Genomic DNA, 24,925 nt, shown 5'->3' with positions numbered 1-24,925 from the left:
CCGCCCCTAGGCCTAGGAGGAATTTGTCATGGCCGGAATCACTGCCGAAGCCTCATGGTTCTGTTGTGGGAACGCATGGGGTCCCTGTGGAAGCGCCGGGCACGGCGCTTGCGGGACATGCAACTCGGGAAACATGCAGCACGCGTGGCCGAACACCTCGGACGGCTGCTACGCCATCACCCATCCGGACAGCTGCGGGATCACCGGGATGTCCCGGCGCACCTGCGGTTTCAGGCACGCGACCACCAGCCTGTGCACCGGCAAGCGAGTAGTCACGTCGATCGCGGACTGCGGTCCGCAGACGGACCTGTTCTGCGGCGAACGCACCTGCTGCGGCGGGAACTGCGCCTCGAACCGGGTCATCGACTTCACGCCGGCCGCGTTCAGCGCGCTCGGCCTCAGCCTGAACAGCGGGCTGTCCCCAGTATCGATCGACGTTGCGTGAGAGGAGAGCCGAGATGACCACCACGATGGACCGTCGTTCCCTGCTCTCCCGCGCGGCCCTCGGCGCGACCGGCCTGGTCGCCGCCAGCGCCCTGGGTTCACTCGCGCCCGAGACCGCGTTCGCCGCCGGCGCACAGTTCGCGGATGCCGGCCAGCCGGACCCGAACTTCGCCGAAGGCCTGATCACCGGCCGGAACCAGGATCTCCTGCAGGTGCAGGGATCCGACGGCCGCCTGCACCGGATCCAGTTGACCGGTGTGACGAGTGTCTGGAAGCTCCGCCCGACCACGATCGACCAGGCCAAGATCGGCGACGGCCTGTACGCGCGTGGCGTGCTGCTTCCGGACGGAGTACTGGCCGCCGAGGCGGTCTGGGTCAACATCGTCAACCTCACCGTCGCCATCACGTCGATCGCCCGCTCCGGCGTGCAGTTCGACCACCACGGGCAGAAGGTCGTCGGACACGTCCAGCCCGGTACGACGGCAGCCGTGTACAACGGCACGCCGGCTGTCTCGGACCTGTCGATGCTCAAGGTCGGCCGGCACGCCCAGGTGATCGGAGCCTGGCGACCGGGCACCAACGAGATCGACATCGCGACGATCTACACGTCGAACTGACATGGGTACCGAACAAGTAGCGGCCGCCCAGCCGCTCCTGATCGGCGTGCTCCTGCTCTGGTCGTCCTACGGCAAGTTCAGGGACCCCCAGCAGGCGGACAGGACCGCACTCCCCCGCCTGGTGGGCGATTCACGCGCAAAACTCGCCTACCAAGCCGTCGCCGCACTCGAGGCGCTGATCGCCGTCGGATTACTTGCACCGCCTTTTACGGCGATCGAGGCAGTTGCTGCTGCTGCACTGGGCGTCGGCTTCACCGGATTCCTCGTCTACTCGAAAGTCGTCGTACCAGAGGCGTCGTGTGGATGTGCGGGGAAGTCGGCCAAACCTGTTGGCTACCGGGCGATCGCACGCGCCTTGTTGCTGTTGGCAACTGCAGTTCTGGCGACGACGGCAACGGCCGGCTGGTGGTCGGCAGGTCCGGCACTGGTCGTGCTCGTGGTCGAGGCAGCGGTATTCGTGATGCTGTCCGGAGAGCTCGACCGCTACTGGCTGCTCCCCATCCGCCGATTCCGGATCAGGCTCAGCCATCCGTACGCCGGTACCGCGTCCAGCACGACCCCACTCGCCGCAACCCAGCGGCGCGTTCTGCTCAGCCCGGCGTACCGCGCGGTGGACGGGATGCTGCGGTCCGATATCCACGACTACTGGGATGACGAGGACTGGCGCTACTTGAGCTACATCGCCAGGTACGACGACCGCCCCGCGACCGCCGTCTTCGCCGTACCGCACGGTGACTCCGCCCCGGAGTCCGTCCGGGTCGCCGTCGTCGACGAGACCTCGGGCCTGACCCTCTACCGCCCAACTGTGCTGGCCACCACCGGGTAGGACCCGGATCTCCACGCCATCACAATCAAATCCCGCCGCCCCCGCCACGCTGACCGTGCCGGGGGCGGCGGCTTTGTGATGGCCTGCGGATCCGCACCTGTTGACAGATCGGATTATCGTTAGGAAGCTTTCCTAATAGTTAGTCCCCTGCAACTCCTCCGCCCCGGAAATCCAGGAGACCTCATGAGACCCCGCTTGATCTGGGCTGTCACCGCGCTGGCCGTCGCCACGCTCGGGCTCAGCGCACCACCCTCCGCCACCGCGGCGTCCACCGACTACCAGGCCGAGGATGCGGCCATCTCGCAAGGTGTGGTCGAGTCCAACCATGCCGGGTACACCGGCAGCGGCTTCGTCAATTACGACAATCTCGTTGGCAGTTACGTCGAGTGGACGGTGACGGCTCCGGCCGGGCCGGCCGACGTCACGCTGCGGTACGCGAACGGTACGGCGGCCACCCGGCCGATGGACATCACCGTCAACGGGCAGCCCGGCGCGGTCGGCATCACGTTCCCTGGGACGGGTGCGTGGACGACCTGGAAGACGAAGACCGTTCGTCTGCAGCTCGTTGCCGGCACGAACAAGATCCGCGCCCGCGCGACCAGCGCCGACGGCGGACCCAACGCCGACAAGCTGACCGTCACACCGACCACCGACGACAGCACACCGCCGTCGGCGCCGGGCAACCTGACCGTCAGCGACCTCAAATCGAACGCCGCGACCTTCCACTGGACCGCCGCGACCGACAACGTCGGCGTCGTCCGGTACGAGATCAACCGCGGCGGCAACGTCCTGAAAGTTGTCGACGGCAACACTCTCTCCGCGACCGTCGACACCTTGACCGCGAACACGTCGTACGACGTCTCGGTCGGCGCGTTCGATGCCGCGGGCAATGCTTCGCAGCAGAGCAATGTGGTCACGTTCACGACGCCCGGCAGCGGCGACACTCAGCCGCCGTCCGCGCCTGGGAACCTGCACTCGACCGGCACGAGCGCGAACAGCGTCTCGCTCGCCTGGAACGCATCGACCGACAACAGCGGCAGCATCGCCGGGTACGACGTGTACCAGGGCTCGGCGAAGGTCGCGACGACTGGTTCGCTGACTACGACGGTGACTGGCTTGACCGCCAACACGGAGTACACCTTCACCGTCAAGGCGCGCGACCCTGACGGCAACGCTTCCGCGGCGAGCAACGCCGTCACGGTTCGTACGTCGACCGGTGGCACCGGCGGGATTCCGGCGTACGACAAGGACATCGCGAAGGTCGATCTCGGTTGGAGTGTCGCGTTCCTGCCGGACGGGTCGGCGCTCGTGACGGAGCGGGACCGGTTCGAAGTACTGCGGGTGACGGCGTCCGGCCAGAAGACGACGCTCGGGAAGGTGCCGGGAGTGGTGACGACCAGCGGTGAAGGCGGCCTGCTCGGCGTCGCGCTGTCGCCGAACTTCGCGACCGACCACTGGGTGTACTTCTACCACACGGCGTCCGGCGACAACCGGATCGTGCGGATGAAGTACGAGGACGGCAAGCTCGCCACGACCTCGTCGCCGGTGCTCACGGGTCTCGCGAAGAACCGGTACCACAACGGCGGGCGGATCGCGTTCGGTCCGGACGGGAAGCTGTACGCGACCGTCGGCGACGCGAAGAACTCCGGCAACGCGCAGAACAAGAACTCGCTCAACGGCAAGATCCTGCGGATGAACCCGGACGGTACGCCGCCCAGCGACAACCCGTTCTACAGCAGCGGCGGAAACGCCCGGTACGTCTGGAGCTGGGGTCACCGCAACCCGCAAGGCCTGGCGTGGGACTCGCACGGGCAGCTGTGGGCGGCCGAGTTCGGTGAGAACAGCCAGGACGAACTCAACCTGATCCAGAAGGGCGGGAACTACGGGTGGCCGTCGTGCGAGGGCACGATCGGCGACTGCTCGGGATACATCGCGCCGAAGCGGACCTGGTCGACGTCGCAGGCCGGCCCGAGCGGCATCGAGATCGTCAACGACTGGATCTACATCGCCGGCGTCACCGGCGAACAGCTCTGGGTCACGAAGATCAATGCCGCAGGCAACGGTGTCGGGACACCTCAGGCCGTGTTCTCCGGCCGGTGGGGACGACTGCGCAGTGTCACGCGTACGCCGGACGGCGGGCTGTGGCTGACGTCGACGAACGACGACAAGAACGGCGGGACACCTAGCACGATCGACAATGTGATCGTGCGACTGAAGTTCTCCTAGCTGCTTGGCCCTCGGCGTCAGTTCTTGCTGGATGGCGTCGAGGGCCTCGACCGGTAGCTAGCGCAGGTCTCGCTTGTCGATCCAGGTGGAGATCTCGGTCCCGATCTCCTTCGGCCGATCCTCCGCGGCGTGGTGGCCGGCCTTACCCACGTGCACGAGGTCGAGCGCGGCGATGTTGGTCTCGCACCAGTTCTTGTAGTCCTCGTTGGTGAGCAGGGTCGGCGAACCTTCGAACGTCAGCATCAACTTCGGTACGTCGACGCTCGAGGCGAGCCAGGCGTCGTACGCCTCGATCCTGGCGACCAGCTCGGCCGGGTCACCACCGAGCGGGATCTGGCGGGCCCAAGCGAGGATGGGCTTGCGGGTCTCGGGCGTCGGGTACGGCGCGAGGTAGATCTGCAGGTCCTGGTCGGGGACCGGTGTGAGCACGCCCCCGGTGAAGGCCTGGCGGACGAAGAGGTTCTGTTCGAGGACCAGGTCCTCGCCGGCGCCCGTCGTACGGATCAGGCGGGTGCGTTCCGCGGCCTGTGGCGAGAGGTCCTCCCAGGCCATCGGCTTCACGATGCTCTCGAAGAACGCGATGCCCTTCACGCGCTCGGGATGACGCGCGGCCCAGTCGAACGCGAGCGCGCCACCCCAGTCGTGGCCGACCAGGATCACGTCGTCGAGCTCGAGCGCGTCGAACCAGGCGTCGAGGTAGCGGGCGTGGTCGGCGAACTTGTACTCCAGGTCGGGCTTGCCGGAGCGGCCCATCCCGATCAGGTCAGGCGCAAGCCGGCGGCCTTCGCCGACGAGCGGGATGACGTTGCGCCAGACGTACGACGACGCGGGATTGCCGTGCAGGAAGACGATCGGCGTACCGCTGCCGCTTTCTTCGTAGTGGATTGTCGAGTTGAGCAGATCGATATCAGGCATGACTGTTCCTCACAGTGGAGTGTCGAGAAGTTCGGTGAGATCGCGCACGAAGCTCTTCGTCCGCGCACCCCGGCGTCCCCCGAGCGGCGCCAGCAGTTTGTCCAGCAGGACAGCGACTTCCGCGATCGCGGGCTCGACGGTCTCGCGCCCCTTGGCAGTCAGCTCGAGCCGCATCGTGCGGGTATCAACGGCATCCCGGGTCCGCTGGATCAGCCCGTCGGCATCGAGACTGCGCGCCAACTTGGAGACGTACAACGCCTCCAGCCCGGTGTGATCAGCCAACTCCCGCTGACTCGGCACCCGCCCGTCCCGCTCGAGCCCGTACAACGACGACAACATCACGTACTGCGCATGCGTCAACCCCCGATGCGCCAACGCCCGATCCACCGCCACCCGCCACTTCATAGACAACCGCCACACCAAATGCCCCGGAGTCGCTTCACCCATGCCAGATACAGTACATGGCTACTAAGTACATGGCTACTATTTTCGAGGAAGAAGATGTTCGTGGAGCTGATGGGGTAATCTGTGACAGTACCGTCACATCGAAGGGCTCTCACCATGATCGGACAGATGGCTGACCTCGGTGCCTCCGTTCGTGCCGAGCGCCGCCGACTGGGGCTGTCGCAGGCCGAGCTCGCAGCGCAGGCGGGAGTCTCCCGCGAATGGCTCGGCCGGCTGGAGCACGGCGCTCGCCGGCTGGAGGCGGACAAGGTCCTGAGCGTGTTGCAGGTGCTCGGCTTCAGCCTGCTGGCGAAGGACGAGCAGCCCACCCAGGCAGACATCTCCAAGGCACAAAAGGTCGCCTGGACGATGGCCCTCGAGGCGCAGCCGCTCACCGATGAAGGCTTCCAGAAGGTACTGCGCAAGATTGTCGCGCATCGAGTCGCGCGCTCCGCCGCGTGACAGCACTCGGCGGATCAGAAGACGGCCAGACGCCGGTTGATGCCGACGACGCGCAGTACCAGAAGGACGACTACGCCTGGATCCGTACCCGGGACGAGTTGAACGATGCAGAGGCCTCGAACATCGCCGATGGACTGCTATGGCTCGGCGACCAGGTGCTCCAGCCCGGCGACCTGCTGCACCAGTCCTTCCTACGGGAACTGCACCGTCAGATGTTCGGTGAGGTGTGGACGTGGGCGGGCAAACTGCGGCACCGCGACACGACCATCGGCGTTCAACCCTCGCGAATCCAGGAAGAGCTGCAGGTGCTGCTGGGCGATACGGCGTTCTGGATCGAGCAGGAAACCTTTGGCTCGTCGGAGATCTGCGTTCGATTCCACCATCGGCTTGTCTTCGTTCATCCGTTCGTGAACGGCAACGGTCGCCATGCACGCCTCGCCGCCGGTGCGCTTGCAGACTCCCTCGGACTCGGAGCCGACCACCTCACTTGGGGCAGTCGTTCCGGACGACCTGCCATTGAGGCTCGCCGGTACTACCTCGAGGCTCTGCGCGCCGCGGACACCGGCGACTACACCGCCTTGCTCACCAGCGCCGTCAGCTGAGGGCGTGGCCGAAGTCGGCGTAGGTGGGGGTGCCGGTGGTTAGGGCGTGTTGGGCTAGGGAGAGGCGGCGGGCCATGGAGGGGCGGAGGTGGGGGGTGGCTTCGGCGAGGGTTAGGTAGTGGTGGGCTCTTGCTTCGGTGGGGTCGAGGGTTAGGGGGATGCCGTCGAGGATGCCGCCGTCGAAGATGAAGTTGAGGGCGTCGGACCAGGGGCCCAGGGCGGGGACCCAGTCGACTACCAGGAGGCGGCCGATGGCCAGGTCGAGGCCGATTTCTTCTTTGACCTCGCGGCGGCAGGCCTCGTACGGCGATTCGTCGTACTCGACGATGCCGCCGGGGATGTCGAGGGTGGGTTTGTAGGTGGGTTCGAGGAAGAGGATGCGGCCGGCGCGGTCGCGGATGAGTGCGCCGCCGGCTGCCGTCTTGCGCGGCAGGCGGGCGGCGATGCCGGGGTTGAACTCCTTCTCCGGCTCTCCCTCGGCGGCGAGATCGTTCTGTCGGTTCACGGGACTAGTGTCGGGCAAACCACGACGAGGAGACCGAGGAGAGGTACTGCCATGCTGCGAGGACGTTCGGAGAAGGGGCACTGGTTCGGGACCGTGATCGACGCGCCGGACCCGCAGGCGCTCGGCATGTTCTACCACGCGATGCTCGGCTGGGAGATCCACAAGAACGAGCCCAACGAGTTCACCCTCGCGGTCCCCGGCAACTCCGAGACGTACCTCGCGTTCCAGGCGCAGACGTCCGCGCCCTGGGCCCGCCCGGTTTGGCCGGCCGCCGAGGGCGAGCAGCAGATGATGATGCACCTGGACATCGAGGTCGGCGATCTCAACGCCGCGGTCAAGCACGCCGTGGAGCTCGGCGCCACACTCGCCGAGTTCCAACCCCAGGACGACGTGCGAGTCCTGGTCGACCCAGCCGGCCACCCCTTCTGCCTTTACGCCAACGGCTGAAGTTGGGTGCGGAGGTAGGCGAGTTTGTCCGGGTTCAGGATGGCGCGGATCGTGGTGATGGTGTCGTCGTGGATCTCGGGGATGAGGACGGCGGTGAGATCGCCGGATTCGTGGACGAGGATCGCGGTGGCGTTGTTGATATCGGCAACGGATAGGCGGGCGGACGGTGCGCGCGGGCTGGACGCGAGTCCGGCCAGGTAGTGGGCGGCGTTGGAGCGGCCGAAGATCGGTTCGCGGGCGGCGATCGCCTTGCCGCCGCCGTCGGCCCAGATCGCGGCGTCCTCGGTCAGGATCGCTTCCAGCCCCGCAACATCACCCTCGACGGTCGCCGCGATGAAGCGTTCGACCAGCTTGGTCCCGTCAGCAGGCCGTACGTCGAACCGCCGCCGCGCCTCACCGAGCCGGGCCAGCGCTCGGTGGTACAGCTGACGGGCATGCGCCTCGTCGACCCCGAGGACCTCCGCGCTCTCACGATGCGTGTAGTCGAACGCCTCCCGCAGTACGAAGACGGCCCGTTCCGGCGGCGTGAGCTTCTCCAGCAGGACGAGGAAACCGAGCGACACCGTGTCCCGCCGCTCCATCAGCTCGGCCGGGTCGTTGCCCGTAGCAACCGGCTCGGGCAGCCACGGGCCGACGTACCGCTCACGGCGGGCGCGCGCCGAGGTCAGCCGGTTGATGCACAAGTTGGTGACGACCGTGGTTAGCCAGGCAGCTGGTGTCTCCACCGCGCCAGGCCGCGATCGCCAGCGCAGGTATGCGTCCTGGACGACGTCCTCGGCCTCACTGGCCTCGCCGAGCATCCGGTACGCGATCCCGAACAACCGCCGCCGCTGCTGCTCGAACTCCACAACCCCGATCATCACCCCTCCGGCTTCGAAGGAAAGGGGACCACCTGTTCCCGTTCACCTTCGCGTACGGCGAGCTCCTGCCGCCAGACCGGATTGTCGACAAAGTGGTTGTCGAACCGTTCCGCCGTCGCGAGCACCTCGGCCGGCGACGCCTCGCCCCGGCGGATGCGATCACCCAGCCGGAAGTAGTCGAACCGGTTGTTCCCGGGCGCCTTGACGATCAGTACGTCTGCGCCGCGGCTCATCGGCGTACCCCAGGCGTGATGCATCATCGGCGGCACGAGTAAGTAGTCGCCCTTCTCGATCGTCACGACCCGGTCGCCGGCCAGGACCCGGAGCGCGCCGTCGAGCAGGTAGAACATCTCCGGCGACTCCTTGTGGAAGTGCGGCGGCGGGCCGTCGACGCCCGGGCCGAGCGTGGTGCGGACGACGTTCATGATCCCGTCGGTGTGCTCGGCGTCGGCGATCAGCCAGGTCTGGTTGGGCGGCTCGCCGAGTCGTTCGGCGTCGGCGCCGCGGGTCAGGACTGCCTTCATAGCTGCCTCCTCGATTGTGACGACCGCCTGACCGAGTGGCCCCCACGATTCGTGACGTGACCGTCGTCACGTCACATCCGGGGTGGTGAGCGGTGTCTGGTGTTCGTCGAAGTCGAAAGGAGTGCGGACATGCACATCGTCGTACTAGGAGCCGGGTACTCCGGTCTCGTCGCAGCCAAGCTGGCGGCCCGCCGGACGGATTCGGCCGTCACGCTCGTCAACGCCCGGGAGACCTTCGTCGAGCGGGTCCGGATGCACCAGTTCGCGTCCGGGCAGCAGCTGCCTGAGCGGCCGATCAAGGACCTGCTCGAGGGGACCGGCGTCGAGTTCGTCGCCGATCGGGTGCAGCGGATCGACGCCGCGAACCGGACCGTCGTACTGAGTGATCGCGAGCTGCGGTACGACGTACTGATCTATGCGCTGGGGAGCCGCGCGGATCTGAACTCGGTGCCGGGGGCAAGCGAATACGCGTACACCGTGGCCGATGTGGATCACGCGGGCCAGCTCCGCGACCGTCTCCGCACCAGCGGGACCATCGCTGTCGTCGGTGGCGGGTTGACGGGGATCGAGGCCGCGACCGAGCTTGCCGAGACGTACCCGGACCGGGTCGTGCGCCTCGTCACCAGCGGGCGACTCGGCGCCGCTCTGTCCGAGCGTGGGCGCAAGCACCTGCACAGCGCATTTGACCGCCTCGGCATCGAGCTCATGGAGAATGCCCGTGTCGCCGCGGTGGATGCCGACGGTCTCAAGCTGGACGACGGGGATCGCGTGGCCGCCGACGTCGTGGTGTGGACGACCGGGTTCGAGGTATCCCCACTCGCGGCCGAGGCTGGTTTCGCCGTCGACGCGCACGGTCGGATGCAGGTCGATGCGACGCTGCGTTCCACGTCGCACCCGGACGTCTACGCCGTCGGCGATGCGGCGGCGGTACGCCGTACCGGCGGTCAGGAGCTGCGGATGGCGTGCGCGACCGGTCTGCCGGCGGCGGCCCACGCCGTACGATCGCTCAAGGCCCGCCTGGAGGGACACGAGCCGAAGCCGCTGCGGTTCCGCTACATCAACCAGTGCATCAGCCTTGGGCGCAACGACGCGCTGATCCAGTTCGTGCACGCGGACGACTCGCCTCGCAAGACCGTCCTCACCGGTCGGGCCGCGGCCCGCTACAAGGAAACAATTGTCCGCCTCGCCTACCTCACCCAACGCCGCCCCGGCCTGACCGCCTTGACCTGATCGATCAGTTTTCAAGAAGCGCCCGGCGTACGGCGGCTCCTAGTGTTTGGGGTGTTCAAACCGACCGAGAGGACACTCCGATGGCCACCACGAAGAAGACAGCAGCCAAGGGCAAGTCGTACGAGGGGTTCACCGAGGACGAGGTCGCCGCGATGAAGGAGCACGCGAAGGACCTGAAGAGCAAGCAGGACCCGACCGAGGCGCAACTGGCGAAGATCGCGGGCATGGCCGACGGCGACCGCGAGATGGCCCAGCGGCTGCACGACCTGATCGCGGCCGAGGTGCCGGAGCTGTCCCCGAAACTCTGGTACGGCATGCCCGGCTGGACCCTCGGCGGCAAGAACGTCTGCTTCTTCCAGGATGCGGCCAAGTTCAAGGCCCGCTACGCCACCTTCGGCTTCAGCGACGAAGCCAAGATCGACGACGGCGACCTGTGGCCCACCTCGTACGCCGTCAACAAACTCACCCCGGCAATCGAAAGGAAGCTCATCACCCTGGTAAAGAAGGCCGTCCGCTCGTAATGACGCCAGACCGAGCCCTCACGGCGTTCCACGCACTGGTCGGACGTGCTGCCACCCGCGGGGAACTCGACCGCGGAGGTCGCGCACTCCGCTGGATCGAGGCGGGCACGGGTCCGAGCGTCGTACTCGAGGCAGGGGCGATGTCGCCGGTCGTCGGGTATGCGGCCGTCTTCAGAGAATTGGCTGCCGACTTCCGCGTGATCGCCTACGACCGGGCAGGGTACGGCGCGAGCGATCCCGCTCCCTTGAGCGTGGACCTCCAGCTTGACGACCTGACCGCCGTACTCGAGGAAGCCGGACCGGCCGTCATCGTGGGGCACAGCTGGGGTGGGCTGCTCGCCCAGCTCGCGACCTGGAACCGGCCCGAGCTGGTGAGCGGACTCGTCCTCCTCGACCCGTCGCATGAGACCTTCTGGCGCGACGCCGAGCCTGAACCGCACCCGGACCGCACCCGCCCGCCTGCGGACGACCCTCGCACCAAGGACGTGCTGACTTTCGGCGACGAGCTGGCCACCGATGTCTCCGGCAGCGTGGCGGCCGATCGAGCCCTGAAGCACCTGCTGACCGAGGCGTGCCGCTCGTACCTGCAGACCGACGACCAGCTCTTCACCTATCTCGACGAGCTGCCGATGATCCTCGACCACATCGACGACCTGGGCGCTCGTCGTACGCGAGCCGTCTGGCCGAAGATCCCGATCGTCCTGCTCACCGCCACCAAGGGCAGGCCCGCGGAGTTCACTCCTCAAGTCATCGCGGTCCAGGATCGCGTGGCCGCTCAGTCCGGCGCCCGCCACCAGGTCGTTCCCGACTCCGGGCACTACCTTCACATTGATCGGCCCGAACTGGTTGCCGGATGCATCCGGGAAGCTGCCTCAGGCACCAGTTGAGGGAGTGCGGAGGGTGCCGGTCTCGTCCAGGTTTTCGAGGAGGGCTGGGAGGGCGACGGTCAGCATTTTCTTGCGGACGGCGCCGAGGAGTTTGGACATCGCGAACCCACCGAGGCTCACGAATCCGGTGTGGTGGTAGGTGAAGCGGGTGCCGTCGGACGTGGGCTCCAGGAGATAGGTGACGTAGCTCGGTGGCTCGCCCTCGGAGCCGACCCAGGTGTAGCGCAGGAACTCTAGTTCGCGGACCTCCAGGACCTCGCAGTCGACGATCCCCCGCCATCCGGGCACCGGCTTGGCGACGAACTGGAACCGGTTGCCGACGACGGGCTCGAACCCGACCGCACGGGCGCCCTGGCCGGTCGAGGTCCAGTAGGGAATCAGGTCCGGGTCGGTCATCGCCTGCCAGACCTTCCTCGGCGAATGCGGGTAGTCGCACACGATCTTGATCTCGGCCATCAAAGCCCTCCCTAAAAGATTCAGTGACTAGAAATTTAGGGTAACAGCATACTTCTGGTGACTGTAGTAGTCTGCGGCCATGAGTACGGAGGGCCTGCGGGAGCGGAAGAAGCGCGCGATGCGCCAACAACTGTCCGACACGGCCGCGCAGATGTTCCTCGAGCACGGGTACGACGCTGTACGGGTGGCCGATGTCGCGGAGGCCTGCGGAGTCTCCGAGAAGACCGTGTTCAACTACTTCCCGAGCAAAGAGGCGCTGGTCCTCGACCGCCTGGAGCCGACAGCCGACGCATTGCGCACCCACCTGGCCGACCCTGCACTCCCCCCGGTAGCCGCGATGCTGAAGGTCCTCGACGACGAACTGCAGGGCCTCAGCGCGAGCCTGACGACCGCGCCCGACCAGGTCGAGGCGGTGGCCCGCTACCGCAAGTTCGGGGACCTCATTCAGGAGGCGCCGTCATTGCGGGCATACCAGAGCGACATCGCGGAGCGGTTCGCCGACGTGGCCGCCGAAGTACTCGCCTCGCGGTTCGGACTCGAGCCCGCGGATCCGGAGCCTCAGGTCGCCGCAGCCGCACTGCTCGGTCTGTGGAAGATCCAGTTCCGCGCACTGCGGACCCACCTGCGTCCAGGGCGGCCGATCCAGGACGCAGTCGACGCCGCGGCCTCCGAGGTCCAGCGCGCTGCCGGCCTGATCGAGGCGGGCCTTGCCACGCTCCCGAACAGGGCGGAGCACGTCACCAAAGCGGGCTAGAGCCTCGTGGCACAATCTGCCGGGTGCAGATCGGGATGTTGGGGCCATTCGAGGTTCGTACGGACGATGGCGGCATCGCCGACGTGCCGGGCGCGCGGTTGCGCGCGCTGCTGATTGCCCTGGCTCTCGAACCGGGGCGCGTGGTTCAGAAGGCGACGCTGGTCGACTGGATCTGGGGTGAGCAGCCGCCGGCCGACGCGGCGAACGCCTTGCAGCGCTTGGTTTCCCGGCTCCGGAAGGTGCTCCCCGAAGGGTCCGTCGAGGGTCACACGGACGGCTACCGGTTGCAGGTGGATCCCGACGCGGTGGACGCCGTACGGTTCGAACGACTCGTTGCCCGGGCCCGCACCGACCAGGATCCGCAGGGCGTCCGACTGCTCCGCGAGGCACTCGAACTGTGGCGCGGTGCCGCGATGCAGGACGTCGGTCTCAGCGAGAGCGGTGCGTTCGACGCGGCTGTGACCCGGCTCAACGGCCTCCGATTGACCGCCATGGAGGATCGGTACGACGCCGAGATCGCCCTCGGCCGCGGCGCCGAGATGGTCACCGAACTGACCGATCTCGTCGCGGCGAACCCGGTCCGCGAACGCCTTGTCGCCGCGTTGATGCGCGCCCTTGTCGCCTCCGGCCGCGACACCGAAGCGCTCCGCGTGTTCGAGCGCACCCGAGAAACGCTCGCCGACGAACTCGGCGTCGACCCTTCTCCCGAGCTCTCCGCTCTCCACGTCGCCCTGCTCCGCGGCGAGCTGGTACGACGGGACGAGAAGCGCAACACCAACCTGCGCGAAGAGCTCACGACGTACGTCGGGAAGGACGCCGACGTCGCCGCCGTGCGCGATCTCATCGGCGAGCACCGGCTCACCACACTCATCGGGCCGGGCGGATCGGGAAAGACCAGGCTGTCCGCGGAGACCGCGCGTACGCTCCTTGGCGATCTGCCCGACGGAGCCTGGATGGTCGAGCTCGCGGCCATCAGCCCCGACGGCGACGTGGCGCAGGCGACCCTATCGGCCCTTGCGCTCCGGGACGCGCTGCTGGGCGACGTACCGGAGGCAGATCCGACGGACCGCGTGATCGCCGCGGTCCGCGAGCGCGCCATGTTGCTGATCCTCGACAACTGCGAGCACGTGATCGAGTCGGCGGCGTCGTTCGCCCACCGGGTTCTCGGCGAGTGCCCGCGACTGCGGATCCTCGCGACGAGTCGCGAGCCGCTCGGCATCACCGGCGAGGCGCTCTGGCCGGTCGCACCGCTCGCCGTCCCCGCGGACGGCGGCGACATCGACTCCTCACCCGCCGTTCGCCTCCTGCAGGACCGCGCCGGTGCAGTGCGCGCAGACCTCCCCGCGGACGGACAGACGTTGGCCACGATGGCCCGCATTTGCAGGGCATTGGACGGTATGCCGCTTGCCATCGAGCTCGCCGCGGCCAGGCTGCGGACCATGTCTTTGGAGCAGCTCGCCAACCGGCTCGACGACCGATTCCGCCTGCTGACCGGCGGCAGTCGTACGGCGCTCCCCCGGCATCGCACGTTGCGCGCGGTGATCGATTGGAGTTGGGAGCTGCTGTCAGACGCCGAGCGATCGGTCCTGCGCAGACTCTCGGTCTTCGCCGGCGGCGCGAGCCTCGAAGCTGCCGAACAGGTCTGCCTCGGCGGAGAGGTCGAGTCGTGGGAGGTGCTCGACCTGCTGACCGCGTTGACGGAGAAGTCCCTCGTGGTCACGAAGGACGAGGGCGCTCCGCGGTACCGGATGCTCGGCACGATCAAGGAGTATGCGCAGCAGCGTCTCGATGAAGCGGGCGAGTCGGATCTGACCCGTCGTACCCATCTCGCGTACTTCACCGAGCTCACCGAGACCGCGGACCCGCATCTTCGTCGCGCCGAGCAGCTCGAATGGCTCGCCATTCTCGAACCGGAGCACGACAACATCGCCGCGGCGATGCGGGCCGCGCTCGCGGCTCGAGATGCCGACGGAGCGATGCGGCTGGGCGCGGCGGCCGGCTGGTACTGGTGGTTCGCCGGACACAAGGTCGAGGGCAACGAGTACCTGATGGCTGCGCCCGCCGTACCCGGTGAGGCGTCCGATGAGACTCGGGCCGTGGTGTACGCGTTCGTCACGAACCTGATGACGTCCGGGCGAGGGCGCGACCAGTACAACGCGGAGGACTGGATCCGGAAGGCCGCCGACGTCAGCCGCCGGGTCCAGAACCCACACCCGGCTGTGAAGCTGTCGGCCGCCCTCGAGCGTCTGTTGGAGGGACCGAGCGCGTTCGTGTCGGCCTTCGAACCACTCCTTGCCGACGACGATCCCTGGGTACGCGCGCTGGCCCGCCTGCAGACCGGAAAGATGCGGATCATGCTCGGCGACGGCGATCCGGAAGCGGACGCCCTGCTCGAGGCCGGGCTGGCCGAGTTCCGCGCGATCGGGGAGCGCTGGGGCATGTCGTTCGCGCTGACCGAGCTGGCCGATCGGGTCGCCGTCCGCGGCGACTTCGCGGCCGCCTGCGAGTACTGCGAGCAGGCGATCGCGGTCGCCACCGAGGTCGGCGCGACCGAGGACGTCGTACGGACGCGGTCGCGGCAGGCACAGCTGTACTGGCTCGCCGGTGACCTGGAGTCAAGCGCCGCCGCGATGGCCGAGGCGCAGCGACTGGCGGAACGGGTTGCGTGGCCGGAGGCGCTGGTCGAGCTGGCGCTGTCCAAGGCGGAGCTCGCGCGCTGGAGCGGGGACAACGACGAGGCACGACGACAACTCACCGTCGCGACGACCCTGCTGGGCCAGGAGGCCGAGCGGGCCAGTCTGCGGACGATGCGGCACGACCTCCTCGGCTACCTCGCCGAGGATCTCGACGAGTCCTGGGAACACCGCACCGCCGCGATCCAGGCGGCAACCGAGAACGGCTACATCCCCGGCATCGCGAAGGCACTCGTCGGGATCGCGGATCTGGCGTTGCGCACCGATCAGGACGAGCAGGCCGCCCGGCTCCTCGCCGCGAGCGCTGTGGTCGGTGGCCTGCCGGACCTGTCCAACCCCGACCTGACCCGGATCGAGCAGGAAACGCGCAGTCGCCTCGGTGACACGCGGTTCACCGAGGCGACTGAAGAGGGACGGCAGGCGGACTGGTCCGAGTTGGTCCGGGTCACGCTCGCTTCTTGAAGGTCGAGGTCGCCCAGACGTAGCCGACGACCGCGATCCCGATCAGCCACGCGAGCGCGGCGAGCAGGTCGCCGGTCGCCGCCGAGCCGTTCAGCAGCCCGCGCAGGGACTCGATGATCGGCGTGAACGGCTGGTACTCCGCGAACTGCTTCACGCCCGGACCCATCTTGTCGGCCGGCACGATCGCGCTGCTGAAGAACGGCAGCATGATCAGCGGCACCGAAGCCAGGCCCGCGGTCTCCGGGGTCTTCGCGAACAGGCCGAGAGCAACGGTCAGCCAGCCGGTAGCGAGACCGAGCAGTACGACGATGCCGATCACACCGAGCCACTGGACGAAGCTCGCCGACGGGTTGAACCCGAGCGCGAACGCCACCCCGATGATGGCCGCGATCGCGATCAGGTTGGTCATCAGGCTGGCGATCACGTGACCGGTCAGCACCGCGCCCCGCGGTACGTCCATCACCTTGAACCGGTTGATGATGCCCTTGGTCATGTCGGAGTTGACCGACGTGGCCACCGATCCCAGACCGTAGCAAACCGCTAGCAGGAGCATGCCGGGCGTCGCGTAATCGACGTACGGGACGCCGACGCTGAACGCGTCGCCGAGCATGTAGACGAACATCAGCATGACCACGACCGGCATCAGCACTGCATTGAAGACCGAGGTGGGGTTGCGGGCGATGTGCTTGAAGTTGCGGCGCAGCATCACCATCGAGGGGTTCTTCATTTCGCGACTACCTCCGCGGTGTCGTGGCCGGTCAGGGCCAGGAAAACGTCATCGAGATCAGGGGTGTGGACGGAGAATTCCTCGGCGTCGAGCGAGTGCTCGTCGAGGCGGTCGAGCAGCGCGCGGACCGACTTGGTCCCGCCGTCGCTCGGGACCCGCAGCGTCAGCGCGTCATCGTCACGGGTCGATTCCGGCAGGATCCCGGCGGCGGCCTCGAGGTCGTCGAAGCCGGCGAACCGGAACCGGACATGCGTGCCGGGGATCTGCCGCTTGAGCTCCTCAGGGGTGCCCTCGGCAACCAACTTGCCCTTGTTCAGAACCGCGATCCGGTCGGCGAGCTGGTCGGCCTCGTTCAGGTACTGCGTGGTGAGGAAGATCGTCACGCCGTCGGCCAGCAGTTCGCGGATGATCGTCCACATCGTCCGTCGGCTCCGCGGGTCCAGACCCGTGGTCGGCTCGTCCAGGAAGATGATCCGGGGGTTGCCGACCAGCGTCATCGCCAGGTCGAGCTTGCGTCGCATACCTCCGGAGTACGTCGCCGCGGACTCGTCGGCCGACTCCACCAGGTCGAAGCGCTCGAGCAGGTCGGTCACGATCCGCTTGCCGTCCTTGGCCGCCACCGGGCTGAGGTCGACCATCAGCTGGAGGTTCTCCCGGCCGGTCAGCAGCTCGTCCACGGCCGCGAACTGACCGGTGACCCCGATCGCCGAGCGGACCGCCTTGGCGTCGGCGGCGACGTCGTGCCCGGCCACCCGGACCGTGCCGCTGTCGGCCTTGATCAACGTGGTCAGCACGTTGACCGTTGTCGTCTTGCCGGCCCCGTTCGGGCCGAGCAGGGAGAAGACGGTGCCCGCGGGTACGTCGAAGTCGATGCCGTCGAGCACGGTCTTGTCGCCGAATGTCTTGCGCAGTCCTGAGACCGCGATCGCCGAAGTTGTCATGGGACTACCTTCGGCAGCCGCCCTGACACGCACCTGACACGCCGCCTACACCGTGTCAGCGCCCCTGTCTTCCGCTCATGACGGTGCGGTGTCAGGCGTCCCGGTCAGAGTCGTCCTTGTCATCACCGACTCTCGCAAAGGACAGACATCATGCCGACCTTCGCCACCCCCGCGCCGATCTCGGCCGACGTCGACATCATCTTCGGCAACGTCACCGTCAAGGCCGGCGACCGGACCGACACCGTCGTCGAGGTCCGCCCGGTCGACCCGGCCTGGGACCTCGACGTACAGGCCGCCGAGCAGGTCGTCATCGAGTTCTCCGACGGGAAACTGCTGGTTAAGCACCCGAAGCTGCGGACGCTGTTCGCGAAGAAGTACGGCGAGGTGGCCGTACTGATCGAGCTTCCGACCGGGTCAGAAGTCCAGGGCTACACCGCCAAGGGCGACTACGTCGTCGAGGGTGAGGTCGGCTCCTGCCAACTGAAGACCGCGAACGGCGACATCCAGGTCGGCAAGGTCACCGGCGACCTGCGCGCCAAGTCGGCCACCGGCAACATCAGCGTCGACGTGGCGTTGTCGGCGGTCAACGCCCGTACGGCCAGCGGCGACATCCAGGTCGGGCAGCTCGGCAGCGGCGCAGCCGATCTCTACACCGCCACTGGCTTCGTCGCAGTCGGCGTACCGGCCGGCACCGCCGCCCAACTGGATGCCCACACCTCGATCGGCCGCGTATTCAACGAGCTGGACCCCACCGACCAGACCGACCACACCATCGCCGTACGCGCCCGCACCCACGGCGGCAACATCACCGTCCGCCGTGCATGACCCCACCGAGGCCCTCTGCGTTGACACTTTCCGATATGGGCATATGATTTTGCCATGGTTCGGATCGAGCGGAGGAACTGATGGCCGGCAAGGTGATCTTCGGTGTGACGATGTCGCTGGACGGTTTCATGGCACCGGAGCACGTGCCGGCCGAGATCGTCTTCACACCCGAGGGTCGGGACGATCCGAGGGCCCAGCGCTGGCTGAGGAAGTGGTCGGAACTACAGGCGTGGGCGTTCCCGCAGCGCCACTTCCGGGAGAACCTCAAGCTCGGAGAGGGCGGCGAGGAAGGGATCGACAACGACATCTCCCGGGAGACGCACGAGCGCATCGGCGCCAACATCATGGGCAAGCGGATGTTCGAGGCCGGCGAACTGTCGTGGCCGGAGGAGGCGCCGTTCCACACCTCGGTGTTCGTCCTTACCCACACCGAGCGCGAGCCGTGGGAGCGGCCGGGCGGTACGACGTTCCACTTCGTCAACGACGGCATCGAGAGCGCCCTGTTCCAGGCACGCGCGGTCGCCGGCGACCGCGACATCCGCATCTCCGGCGGCGCCGAGACGATCCAGCAGTACCTGAACAGCGGTCTCATCGACGAGTTCTCGATCAGCCTCTCGCCGGTGCTGTTCGGCACCGGGATCCGTCTGTTCGACCATGTGGATCCGGACCGCATCGCGCTGGACCAGACACGTTCGATCGCGTCGCCCCGGGTGACTCATCTGACCTACACGACCTCGAAACGATAATTCGTTCTTCCCATGTCAAAGCGGCTCCGTCGGCTCCGACCTGGTGGTGAGCATCTCCCATCGAGCTGAAGGAGCGACAACCATGGCTGAGGTCCGGGTTCACAACTTTTCGATTTCGCTGGACGGTTTTGCGACCGGCGAGGGTCAGTCGCTGGAGGCCCCGTTCGGGCACGCCGGTGAGCGGCTGCACGAGTGGTTCGTCGGCACACGGTTCTTCCGCGCGCAGGACGGCCTCTCCGGCGGCACGCAGGGCGTCGACAACGCGTTCGCCGAGCAGCACAACCCAAGGATCGGCGCGGAGATCATGGGTGCTGGCAAGTTCGGTCCGCCCGGATGGCAGGACGACCCCGACTGGAAGGGCTGGTGGGGCCCGAACCCGCCGTACCACACTCCTGTCTTCGTTCTGACCCATCGCCCGCGCCCGTCGATCGAGATGGAGGGTGGCACCACGTTCCACTTCCTCGATGCCGGCCCGGCCGAAGCTCTCGCCCAGGCCCGCGAGGCCGCCCCGGGCGCCGACGTACGCATCGGCGGCGGCCCCACCGTGGTCCGCGACTTCCTGGCCGAAGGCCTGATCGACTACATGCACGTCGCCCAGGTCCCGATCCTGCTGGGGCGCGGCGTACGCCTGTGGGACGGCCTCGAATCCCTCGAACAGACCTACACCATCGAGCCCGTGTCAACTCCGAGCGGAGTAACTCACCTGACCTTCACCGCCAGGCGCTAACTCTAGGGAGCTAGCGGTGCGTGGGGTGATTTGCCCTTGGGAGCAAGGGCGTATATCGCATGACCCGATCGGACAGGCTTGTTACTGTGCGCGGATGGCTTCTCAGCGCGCCCTCCTGCCGCGGTCGACTCCGGCCGCGGCGGGGATCTCGTCCACTGCGATCCTCGCGCTGCTGGACGAGCTCGAACGGCAGTCCGTCGAATGCCACTCGATCATGATCGTGTACGGCGGTCAGGTCGTCGCGGAAGGCTGGTGGGCGCCGTACTCCGCTGAGCGTCCGCACCTGCTGTACTCGTTGACGAAGTCGTTCACGTCGATCGCTGTCGGACTCGCGATCCACGACGGACTACTGTCGCTGGACGACCGGGTGGTCGACGTACTGTCTGATCACGTTCCTTCCGAAATCTCGGAGCAGGGCCGCCGCATCACCGTTCACCATTTGCTGTCGATGACAGCCGGGCACGGCAAGGACAGCCTCGAGGAAGCATGGGAGCTGGAGCCCAGCGATCTGGTGAAGGGGTTCCTGCGCGCACCGTTTCTCGCGGCTGAGGGCACGCAGCACGATTACGACAACGCGACCACCTTCATCCTCGCGCGGATGGTTGAACGGGTCACGGGCCGCGAACTCCCCGAGTTCCTCGACGAGCGCCTGTTCAAGCCGATCGGCATCGAGGGCGCCGAATGGGACCGCGTGGCGAGCGGCGCCGCGTTCGGATTCCACGGCCTGCATCTCACAACCGAGGCCATCGCCGCCTTCGGCGAGCTGCTCCTCCGCGGCGGCCGTTGGGGCGACCAACAACTCGTCCCGCCCGAATGGGTCGAGCTCGCAACTCGGCGCCACATCGAGACCCTCCCGCTCCCCAACTGGTTGCCGAACCCCGACTTCGTCTCCGGCTACGGCTACCAGTTCTGGATCTCCCGCCATGGGTACTTCGGCCACGGCTCCTTCGGCCAGTACTGCGTGGTCGTCCCGTCCCACAACCTCGTCATCGCCTTCACCGGCGCCGTCGGCCCCACAAACGTCCTCCCCGGCCTCTTCTGGGACCACCTACTCGACGCCACCCCCGCAACCCCCGAAGACGACTCCCGCCTCACCAACCGCCTCCAACAACTCTCCATGCCAACGGTCCTGGGTTCGGCCGCCCCAACACCCTCCGCCAAGGCAACCCCCTCCGCGGAGGCAGCCCTCGGCACCCGCTCCGCCAAGGCAACCCTCGGCACCCGCTCGATCAAGGCGACCATCGACGCCTCCCCCGACAATTCCGCCCTCCCCGACGGAACCCCAGTCACCGTCGACCTCACCTCCAACGGCTGGCTCATCCACCTAGGCCCGTCCCTCACCATCAAGGCCGGCCACAACGCCTGGCAAGAAAGCTCCCCCCTCGGCCGCCCAGTCGTAGCCTCCGCCGCCTGGCAGGACGACACCTTCGTAGCCGACCTCTACGTCATCACCACCCCCCACCGAGTCCACCTGACCATCACCGGCACCACCGCCACCACAACCTGGAACACCGTCCCCTTAACCGGCCCCAACCTGACCCTCCACCTGCAGTCCCCCCTGATGACCCGCCCCGACGTCGCGTAGCCCACGCCGGCCCAGGTACGTCGACGTTGGTGTCGTATGGTCGGCGTGATGCAACCCCACCTGCTTCTTGTTGACCTCGACACCGATCTCTGCTCGGCGTGGCGCGAGGTTTTCGCCACGCAGATCAGCGAGGGCGCGGTCGACGTACGCCAGGGTTCATTGCTCGACGCGCTGTCCGAGGTAGATGCCGTACTGACAGCGGGAAACAGCTACGGGCAGATGGACGGCGGGGTCGATCGGGCGCTCGCCGGCTACTGGCCCCAAGTCCAGCGCTCAGTGTGGGCGACGATCGCCGATGAACATCACGGCTACCAACCGGTCGGATCAGCGAGCGTGATCCCCACTAACGACGACCCGTGCCGTTGGCTCATCTATGCCCCGACCATGCGCGTGCCGATGCCTCTGAAAGGTGAGATGGACCTCGCCGTACACGACGCTTTCTGGGCCGCGTTGCTAGCCGCCGACCGCGCAACTGACCCGATCACGAGAATCGCAACTCCCGGCTTCGGCACAGGCTACGGCCGCGTACCACCTCGCCGAGCCGCACAACTCATGGCCGCCGCCTACACCATGTGGCGCCTACCAGCCACCACCCGCATCTCCCAACGCGAGCAACTCCTACAGCGACCCGTGTAACACGATCCGTCCCATGGCGGACGTCTGAACCCGATGAACAAGGCAACGAACTCCTCGCAGCACTGGCCAAGCTCAGTGACTGAGCTGCCACCAGGACTCAAGTGCCGGACCGAGGTGTCAAGCCGGGTTCAGCGTTGGGTCGAGGCGGACCAGTCCCTCGGGCAGCGCGTCGGCCCATTCAGCTATCTCAGCGGTGATCCGGAACATCATGATCACGATGAACGGTTGAGCTTGCTCGTCCGAGCTGGTGCCGAAGGATTCCAGGCGCCAGTCTCGCCACTTGGCATGCAGGACGTCGTACACCTCATCGAGCTGTGCGCGGGTGAAGCGGCTAGGCACGACGCAGAGCTGCCGTGGCATCTTCAGAGACAACTCTCGGCTCACGGCGTCCACGTCGGTGGCGGCGACGAGCACTTCCTGGTCTTCGGAGGGGCGGAAGATCACGGGGTGGACCATCGCCCCAGACGACTCCAGGTCGCCGAGATCGAAGTCCAGGTCCACCGTGCCGTGCCGCCAGCCACCTGGCGGCGCCGGGCACGGCGGTTCCCTCCAAAGTGCACGCGGCTCCGGCGCGGGGATCTCCGCCGAGATCGCCTCGACCTCGATGCTCTCGTCCCGCCATATCCCTACCGCCGAGACATAGCCCGGGCGGTGATTCAGTGCCGAGTCGGTAGGGAGTGCCTCGGCGACCGACCCGATCAATCGGATCGACCGATCCGACTTCCAGCCCGGTTGTCTGAAGACCAGATCATGCACGCCGGCGACATCCAACCAATCACCGTCCGGACCACTCACGAACCGACCCCAAGTCCTGACCCTGTCCCCCACCTCGAACACCAAATCCCTCGCCGCCATAACTACATGCTGCTCCACCCCAACCCCTTCGGCTGCCCCGAGCCTTGCCTGATTCCCGGTGGTGCTTGGATGGGCGGTGATGACCAGGCAACCAACTCTGTTCTTGACCGTAGGACTCCCCTGCACCGGGAAGACCACGGCCGCGCGGGGCATAGAGATCGAGCACAGCGCACTTCGCCTGACAAAGGACGAATGGGTCAAGGCTCTGTACGGGCACGACAACCCGGACTCGGCCCAGCGCGTGATCGAAGGACGGCTGATCGAGATCGCGCTGCGCTCTCTCGAACTCGGCACCAACGTCGTCGTCGACTACGGCCTCTGGAGCCGCGACGAACGCTCCGCTCTCCGGCAGGCCGCAGCAGACATCGGCGCGACCGTGGAGATGCTGTACTTCGAACTCCCCGCAGCCGAACAACGCAAACGACTCGACCAACGCCAGGCCGAAGCACCACACACGACCTGGCCCATGTCCGACGAGGAACTCGCCGAGTGGGCCGCCAGCATCGAGATCCCAACCCCAGGCGAACTCGACGGCAGCGAGCCCATCGATCCCCCACCGCCCGGATTCGCAACCTGGAACGAATGGCGCACCCACCACTGGCCACCGACGGCCTCGTGACCTTCATAACCAGGAGGATGACACCCATTTCGCCTTGTCTATAAGGCACTTGTGAGAATGCGTGAAAGGTAGCTAGCTCTCCAGCAGACCGAAGTGTCGCAGCGTGCGCTCGGCTACCTCTAGCGGCCCGAGAGCGCTGGTGTCGATGACCAGTTCATCCAGATCCGCGACCTCCAGGCGGGCGGCCACCTCATCGCAGCGCTCCAAGTGCCACTCCAAAGCCGATCTCTGGCTAGCGCTATAACGGCCCCGCAATCGCTTCCTGATGATGGCAGCATCGGCAGTGAGACGAACCATCCGAATATCGCAGTCGACTGCGGCCGCGTAGCGTTCTCGATCAACTTCGGCCCCGATCACCCCGCACATGACCAACTGGCGCGGACCCACAGATCGGTAGCACTCCCAGACCGCCGCTATGTTGCGAGCCTCAACAAGAGCGTTGTCTTGCTCGGCAGGCGGCCAGGCGCGGTGGAACCAGTCAACGTCCATCAGGCTGAACGGCCTACCTGCCTTCGCGAGCAGATCACCCACATGCTCAACGACAGATGACTTGCCAACCCCATATCCACCGTTCAGAAAGATCGCATAATCAGGCTGAGACACGTTCAGTCGCCCTTGCGTTTCGCGGGAGGTCCGGGTGCAGGGTAGTTGACTCACTGGTTGACGAGGCACGGTTCGTAGCGGCTAGCCAGTTGCGGCCCGGATGGCGCTCAGGAGGTTCGGCAGGCTGGCTGGGTGGGCCAACTTCAAGTCTGCAAGATCGCTGGGCCGGAACCAGCGCAGATCGTCGTGCTCCTCGGGTGCTGCGTTGACGGGTTCTCCGTCCCATCGCGTGACGAGAAACGCGTGTACGTCGAGACCCCGGTCGCTGACCACCATCGGAATGGGCACGGGGTCGTGGATCTGGACACCAAGTTCTTCAAGGCACTCCCGGCTGACGGCCTGCTGAGGCAACTCGCCCGACTCGACATGTCCGCCGACAAGGTCCCAGCAGTCGGGATACGCCCGACGCGACGGATGGCGATGCACCAGAAGCACGAGACCGTCGCGCACAAGCGCAGCCACTGAGATCGAAACCGGGACAACCATGGCAGCACCTTAGACGCGAACGCCGACGGTTACCGCGCAGCGCTCGGCGTGCTGATGAGCGGGTCATACGCGAGCAAGCAAACAGCCGAAGTGGTCGCTGGTCCCCCCTCGATGTTGCCGACGACGACCAGCGCAGTACAGCCGTGGTCATCGATTGTCGTTGCCTGGGGCGTTGCCGACGCTCCGGAAAACGTCGTGGGCTTGGTGTAGAAACAGGTCAATGGTGGCGAGTCCCACGGTGCCACAAGACAAGACGCAAGGAGCCAAGTGAGGACGCATCCGCAGTGCCTACGTCGTACC

The 24,925-nt window shown here is 66.8% G+C and carries 29 protein-coding genes; 18 read left to right on the top strand and 11 right to left on the bottom strand.

Annotated elements, in window-relative coordinates; all coding sequences use genetic code 11:
* Positions 1-133 precede the first annotated feature (133 nt).
* From AB0J62_RS07995 to AB0J62_RS07980, 4 genes are all read left to right on the top strand, one after another.
* A complete protein-coding gene (locus AB0J62_RS07995; RefSeq protein ID WP_363865663.1) occupies positions 134-445 on the top strand; it encodes a hypothetical protein in 312 nt (103 codons plus the stop codon).
* A gap of 13 nt (positions 446-458) precedes the next feature.
* On the top strand, positions 459-1,061 hold the full coding sequence (locus AB0J62_RS07990; RefSeq protein ID WP_363865662.1) for a cell wall protein: 603 nt from the start codon (positions 459-461) through the stop codon (positions 1,059-1,061).
* Between the two features lies 1 nt (position 1,062).
* Positions 1,063-1,887, top strand: a complete 825-nt coding sequence (locus AB0J62_RS07985; protein ID WP_363865660.1) for a MauE/DoxX family redox-associated membrane protein — start codon at positions 1,063-1,065, stop codon at positions 1,885-1,887.
* Positions 1,888-2,070: 183 nt separating this feature from the next.
* Complete coding sequence (locus AB0J62_RS07980; protein ID WP_363865658.1) at positions 2,071-4,113, top strand: PQQ-dependent sugar dehydrogenase; 2,043 nt, start codon at positions 2,071-2,073, stop codon at positions 4,111-4,113.
* A 57-nt stretch (positions 4,114-4,170) separates the two neighbouring features.
* On the opposite strand, the gene AB0J62_RS07975 is transcribed toward AB0J62_RS07980, so the two are convergent.
* Together AB0J62_RS07975 and AB0J62_RS07970 are read right to left on the bottom strand one after the other, a co-directional pair.
* Entirely contained in the window at positions 4,171-5,028 is an 858-nt protein-coding gene (locus AB0J62_RS07975) for a haloalkane dehalogenase (protein ID WP_363865656.1), read from the bottom strand.
* 9 nt (positions 5,029-5,037) lie between these two features.
* The gene (locus AB0J62_RS07970; protein WP_363865654.1) at positions 5,038-5,475 is read right to left on the bottom strand and encodes a MarR family transcriptional regulator; all 438 of its coding nucleotides are present in this window, start codon (positions 5,473-5,475) and stop codon (positions 5,038-5,040) included.
* 126 nt (positions 5,476-5,601) lie between these two features.
* On the opposite strand from AB0J62_RS07970, the gene AB0J62_RS07965 reads away from it, so the two are divergent.
* Positions 5,602-5,934, top strand: coding sequence for a helix-turn-helix domain-containing protein (locus tag AB0J62_RS07965; protein WP_363865652.1), 333 nt, complete (start codon positions 5,602-5,604; stop codon positions 5,932-5,934).
* The gene (locus tag AB0J62_RS07960) at positions 5,931-6,536 is read left to right on the top strand and encodes a mobile mystery protein B (protein ID WP_363865650.1); all 606 of its coding nucleotides are present in this window, start codon (positions 5,931-5,933) and stop codon (positions 6,534-6,536) included. Before AB0J62_RS07965 ends, AB0J62_RS07960 begins: the two co-directional genes overlap by 4 nt.
* Here AB0J62_RS07960 and AB0J62_RS07955 read toward each other — a convergent pair.
* The gene (locus AB0J62_RS07955; RefSeq protein ID WP_363865648.1) at positions 6,529-7,041 is read right to left on the bottom strand and encodes an NUDIX hydrolase; all 513 of its coding nucleotides are present in this window, start codon (positions 7,039-7,041) and stop codon (positions 6,529-6,531) included. The genes AB0J62_RS07960 and AB0J62_RS07955 overlap by 8 nt on opposite strands.
* A 51-nt stretch (positions 7,042-7,092) precedes the next feature.
* Between AB0J62_RS07955 and AB0J62_RS07950 the strand changes: the two genes are divergently transcribed.
* On the top strand, positions 7,093-7,488 hold the full coding sequence (locus tag AB0J62_RS07950; RefSeq protein ID WP_363865646.1) for a VOC family protein: 396 nt from the start codon (positions 7,093-7,095) through the stop codon (positions 7,486-7,488).
* Here AB0J62_RS07950 and sigJ read toward each other — a convergent pair.
* Together sigJ and AB0J62_RS07940 are read right to left on the bottom strand one after the other, a co-directional pair.
* Positions 7,473-8,348, bottom strand: a complete 876-nt coding sequence (gene sigJ / locus AB0J62_RS07945; RefSeq protein WP_363865644.1) for an RNA polymerase sigma factor SigJ — start codon at positions 8,346-8,348, stop codon at positions 7,473-7,475. The genes AB0J62_RS07950 and sigJ overlap by 16 nt on opposite strands.
* Positions 8,348-8,872 (bottom strand): cupin domain-containing protein, encoded by a 525-nt coding sequence (locus AB0J62_RS07940; RefSeq protein WP_363865642.1) that lies wholly within the window; start codon positions 8,870-8,872, stop codon positions 8,348-8,350. The genes sigJ and AB0J62_RS07940 overlap by 1 nt, the downstream gene beginning before the upstream one ends.
* Positions 8,873-9,001: 129 nt before the next feature.
* Between AB0J62_RS07940 and AB0J62_RS07935 the strand changes: the two genes are divergently transcribed.
* From AB0J62_RS07935 to AB0J62_RS07925, 3 genes are all read left to right on the top strand, one after another.
* Positions 9,002-10,102 carry an FAD-dependent oxidoreductase gene (locus AB0J62_RS07935; RefSeq protein WP_363865640.1) on the top strand — a complete coding sequence of 367 codons (1,101 nt, stop codon included), beginning with the start codon at positions 9,002-9,004 and terminating at the stop codon, positions 10,100-10,102.
* 80 nt (positions 10,103-10,182) lie between these two features.
* A complete protein-coding gene (locus AB0J62_RS07930) occupies positions 10,183-10,623 on the top strand; it encodes a DUF1801 domain-containing protein (protein WP_134097168.1) in 441 nt (146 codons plus the stop codon).
* Positions 10,623-11,510, top strand: a complete 888-nt coding sequence (locus AB0J62_RS07925; RefSeq protein ID WP_363865637.1) for an alpha/beta hydrolase — start codon at positions 10,623-10,625, stop codon at positions 11,508-11,510. Before AB0J62_RS07930 ends, AB0J62_RS07925 begins: the two co-directional genes overlap by 1 nt.
* On the opposite strand, the gene AB0J62_RS07920 is transcribed toward AB0J62_RS07925, so the two are convergent.
* The gene (locus AB0J62_RS07920) at positions 11,496-11,966 is read right to left on the bottom strand and encodes an SRPBCC domain-containing protein (protein WP_363865635.1); all 471 of its coding nucleotides are present in this window, start codon (positions 11,964-11,966) and stop codon (positions 11,496-11,498) included. The genes AB0J62_RS07925 and AB0J62_RS07920 overlap by 15 nt on opposite strands.
* 79 nt (positions 11,967-12,045) lie before the next feature.
* Here AB0J62_RS07920 and AB0J62_RS07915 point away from each other — a divergent pair, with 79 nt between their 5' ends.
* Together AB0J62_RS07915 and AB0J62_RS07910 are read left to right on the top strand one after the other, a co-directional pair.
* A complete protein-coding gene (locus AB0J62_RS07915) occupies positions 12,046-12,720 on the top strand; it encodes a TetR/AcrR family transcriptional regulator (protein WP_363865633.1) in 675 nt (224 codons plus the stop codon).
* A 23-nt stretch (positions 12,721-12,743) separates the two neighbouring features.
* Complete coding sequence (locus AB0J62_RS07910) at positions 12,744-15,875, top strand: BTAD domain-containing putative transcriptional regulator (RefSeq protein WP_363865631.1); 3,132 nt, start codon at positions 12,744-12,746, stop codon at positions 15,873-15,875.
* Here the strand turns inward: AB0J62_RS07910 and AB0J62_RS07905 are convergent.
* Positions 15,859-16,602 carry an ABC transporter permease gene (locus AB0J62_RS07905; protein ID WP_363865629.1) on the bottom strand — a complete coding sequence of 248 codons (744 nt, stop codon included), beginning with the start codon at positions 16,600-16,602 and terminating at the stop codon, positions 15,859-15,861. The genes AB0J62_RS07910 and AB0J62_RS07905 overlap by 17 nt on opposite strands.
* Positions 16,599-17,543, bottom strand: coding sequence for an ATP-binding cassette domain-containing protein (locus tag AB0J62_RS07900; RefSeq protein WP_363865627.1), 945 nt, complete (start codon positions 17,541-17,543; stop codon positions 16,599-16,601). Before AB0J62_RS07900 ends, AB0J62_RS07905 begins: the two co-directional genes overlap by 4 nt.
* A 150-nt stretch (positions 17,544-17,693) precedes the next feature.
* Here AB0J62_RS07900 and AB0J62_RS07895 point away from each other — a divergent pair, with 150 nt between their 5' ends.
* The 5 genes from AB0J62_RS07895 to AB0J62_RS07875 all read left to right on the top strand — a co-directional run bounded on the left by AB0J62_RS07895 (position 17,694) and on the right by AB0J62_RS07875 (position 22,062).
* Entirely contained in the window at positions 17,694-18,368 is a 675-nt protein-coding gene (locus AB0J62_RS07895; protein WP_363865625.1) for a DUF4097 family beta strand repeat-containing protein, read from the top strand.
* An 80-nt stretch (positions 18,369-18,448) separates the two neighbouring features.
* Positions 18,449-19,114 carry a dihydrofolate reductase family protein gene (locus AB0J62_RS07890; protein WP_363865623.1) on the top strand — a complete coding sequence of 222 codons (666 nt, stop codon included), beginning with the start codon at positions 18,449-18,451 and terminating at the stop codon, positions 19,112-19,114.
* Between the two features lie 82 nt (positions 19,115-19,196).
* A complete protein-coding gene (locus tag AB0J62_RS07885) occupies positions 19,197-19,841 on the top strand; it encodes a dihydrofolate reductase family protein (protein WP_363865621.1) in 645 nt (214 codons plus the stop codon).
* Positions 19,842-19,935: 94 nt separating this feature from the next.
* On the top strand, positions 19,936-21,426 hold the full coding sequence (locus tag AB0J62_RS07880; RefSeq protein ID WP_363865619.1) for a serine hydrolase domain-containing protein: 1,491 nt from the start codon (positions 19,936-19,938) through the stop codon (positions 21,424-21,426).
* Positions 21,427-21,474: 48 nt separating this feature from the next.
* Positions 21,475-22,062 carry a macro domain-containing protein gene (locus AB0J62_RS07875; RefSeq protein ID WP_363865617.1) on the top strand — a complete coding sequence of 196 codons (588 nt, stop codon included), beginning with the start codon at positions 21,475-21,477 and terminating at the stop codon, positions 22,060-22,062.
* A 117-nt stretch (positions 22,063-22,179) separates the two neighbouring features.
* Here the strand turns inward: AB0J62_RS07875 and AB0J62_RS07870 are convergent, their stop codons facing one another.
* Positions 22,180-22,857: a hypothetical protein gene (locus AB0J62_RS07870; RefSeq protein ID WP_363865615.1), complete on the bottom strand. Its 678-nt coding sequence runs from the start codon at positions 22,855-22,857 to the stop codon at positions 22,180-22,182.
* Positions 22,858-23,020: 163 nt separating this feature from the next.
* Between AB0J62_RS07870 and AB0J62_RS07865 the strand changes: the two genes are divergently transcribed.
* A complete protein-coding gene (locus AB0J62_RS07865; protein ID WP_363865613.1) occupies positions 23,021-23,536 on the top strand; it encodes an ATP-binding protein in 516 nt (171 codons plus the stop codon).
* A gap of 72 nt (positions 23,537-23,608) precedes the next feature.
* Here the strand turns inward: AB0J62_RS07865 and AB0J62_RS07860 are convergent, their stop codons facing one another.
* Positions 23,609-24,139, bottom strand: a complete 531-nt coding sequence (locus AB0J62_RS07860) for a hypothetical protein (protein ID WP_363865611.1) — start codon at positions 24,137-24,139, stop codon at positions 23,609-23,611.
* An 81-nt stretch (positions 24,140-24,220) separates the two neighbouring features.
* Complete coding sequence (locus tag AB0J62_RS07855) at positions 24,221-24,625, bottom strand: NUDIX domain-containing protein (RefSeq protein ID WP_363865609.1); 405 nt, start codon at positions 24,623-24,625, stop codon at positions 24,221-24,223.
* Positions 24,626-24,925: the final 300 nt, after the last annotated feature.

Source organism: Kribbella sp. NPDC049584 (assembly GCF_040675555.1).
Taxonomy (GTDB): domain Bacteria; phylum Actinomycetota; class Actinomycetes; order Propionibacteriales; family Kribbellaceae; genus Kribbella.
Note: the sequence above shows the minus strand (reverse complement) of the source record. Positions and strands in the feature narration are given on the sequence as shown.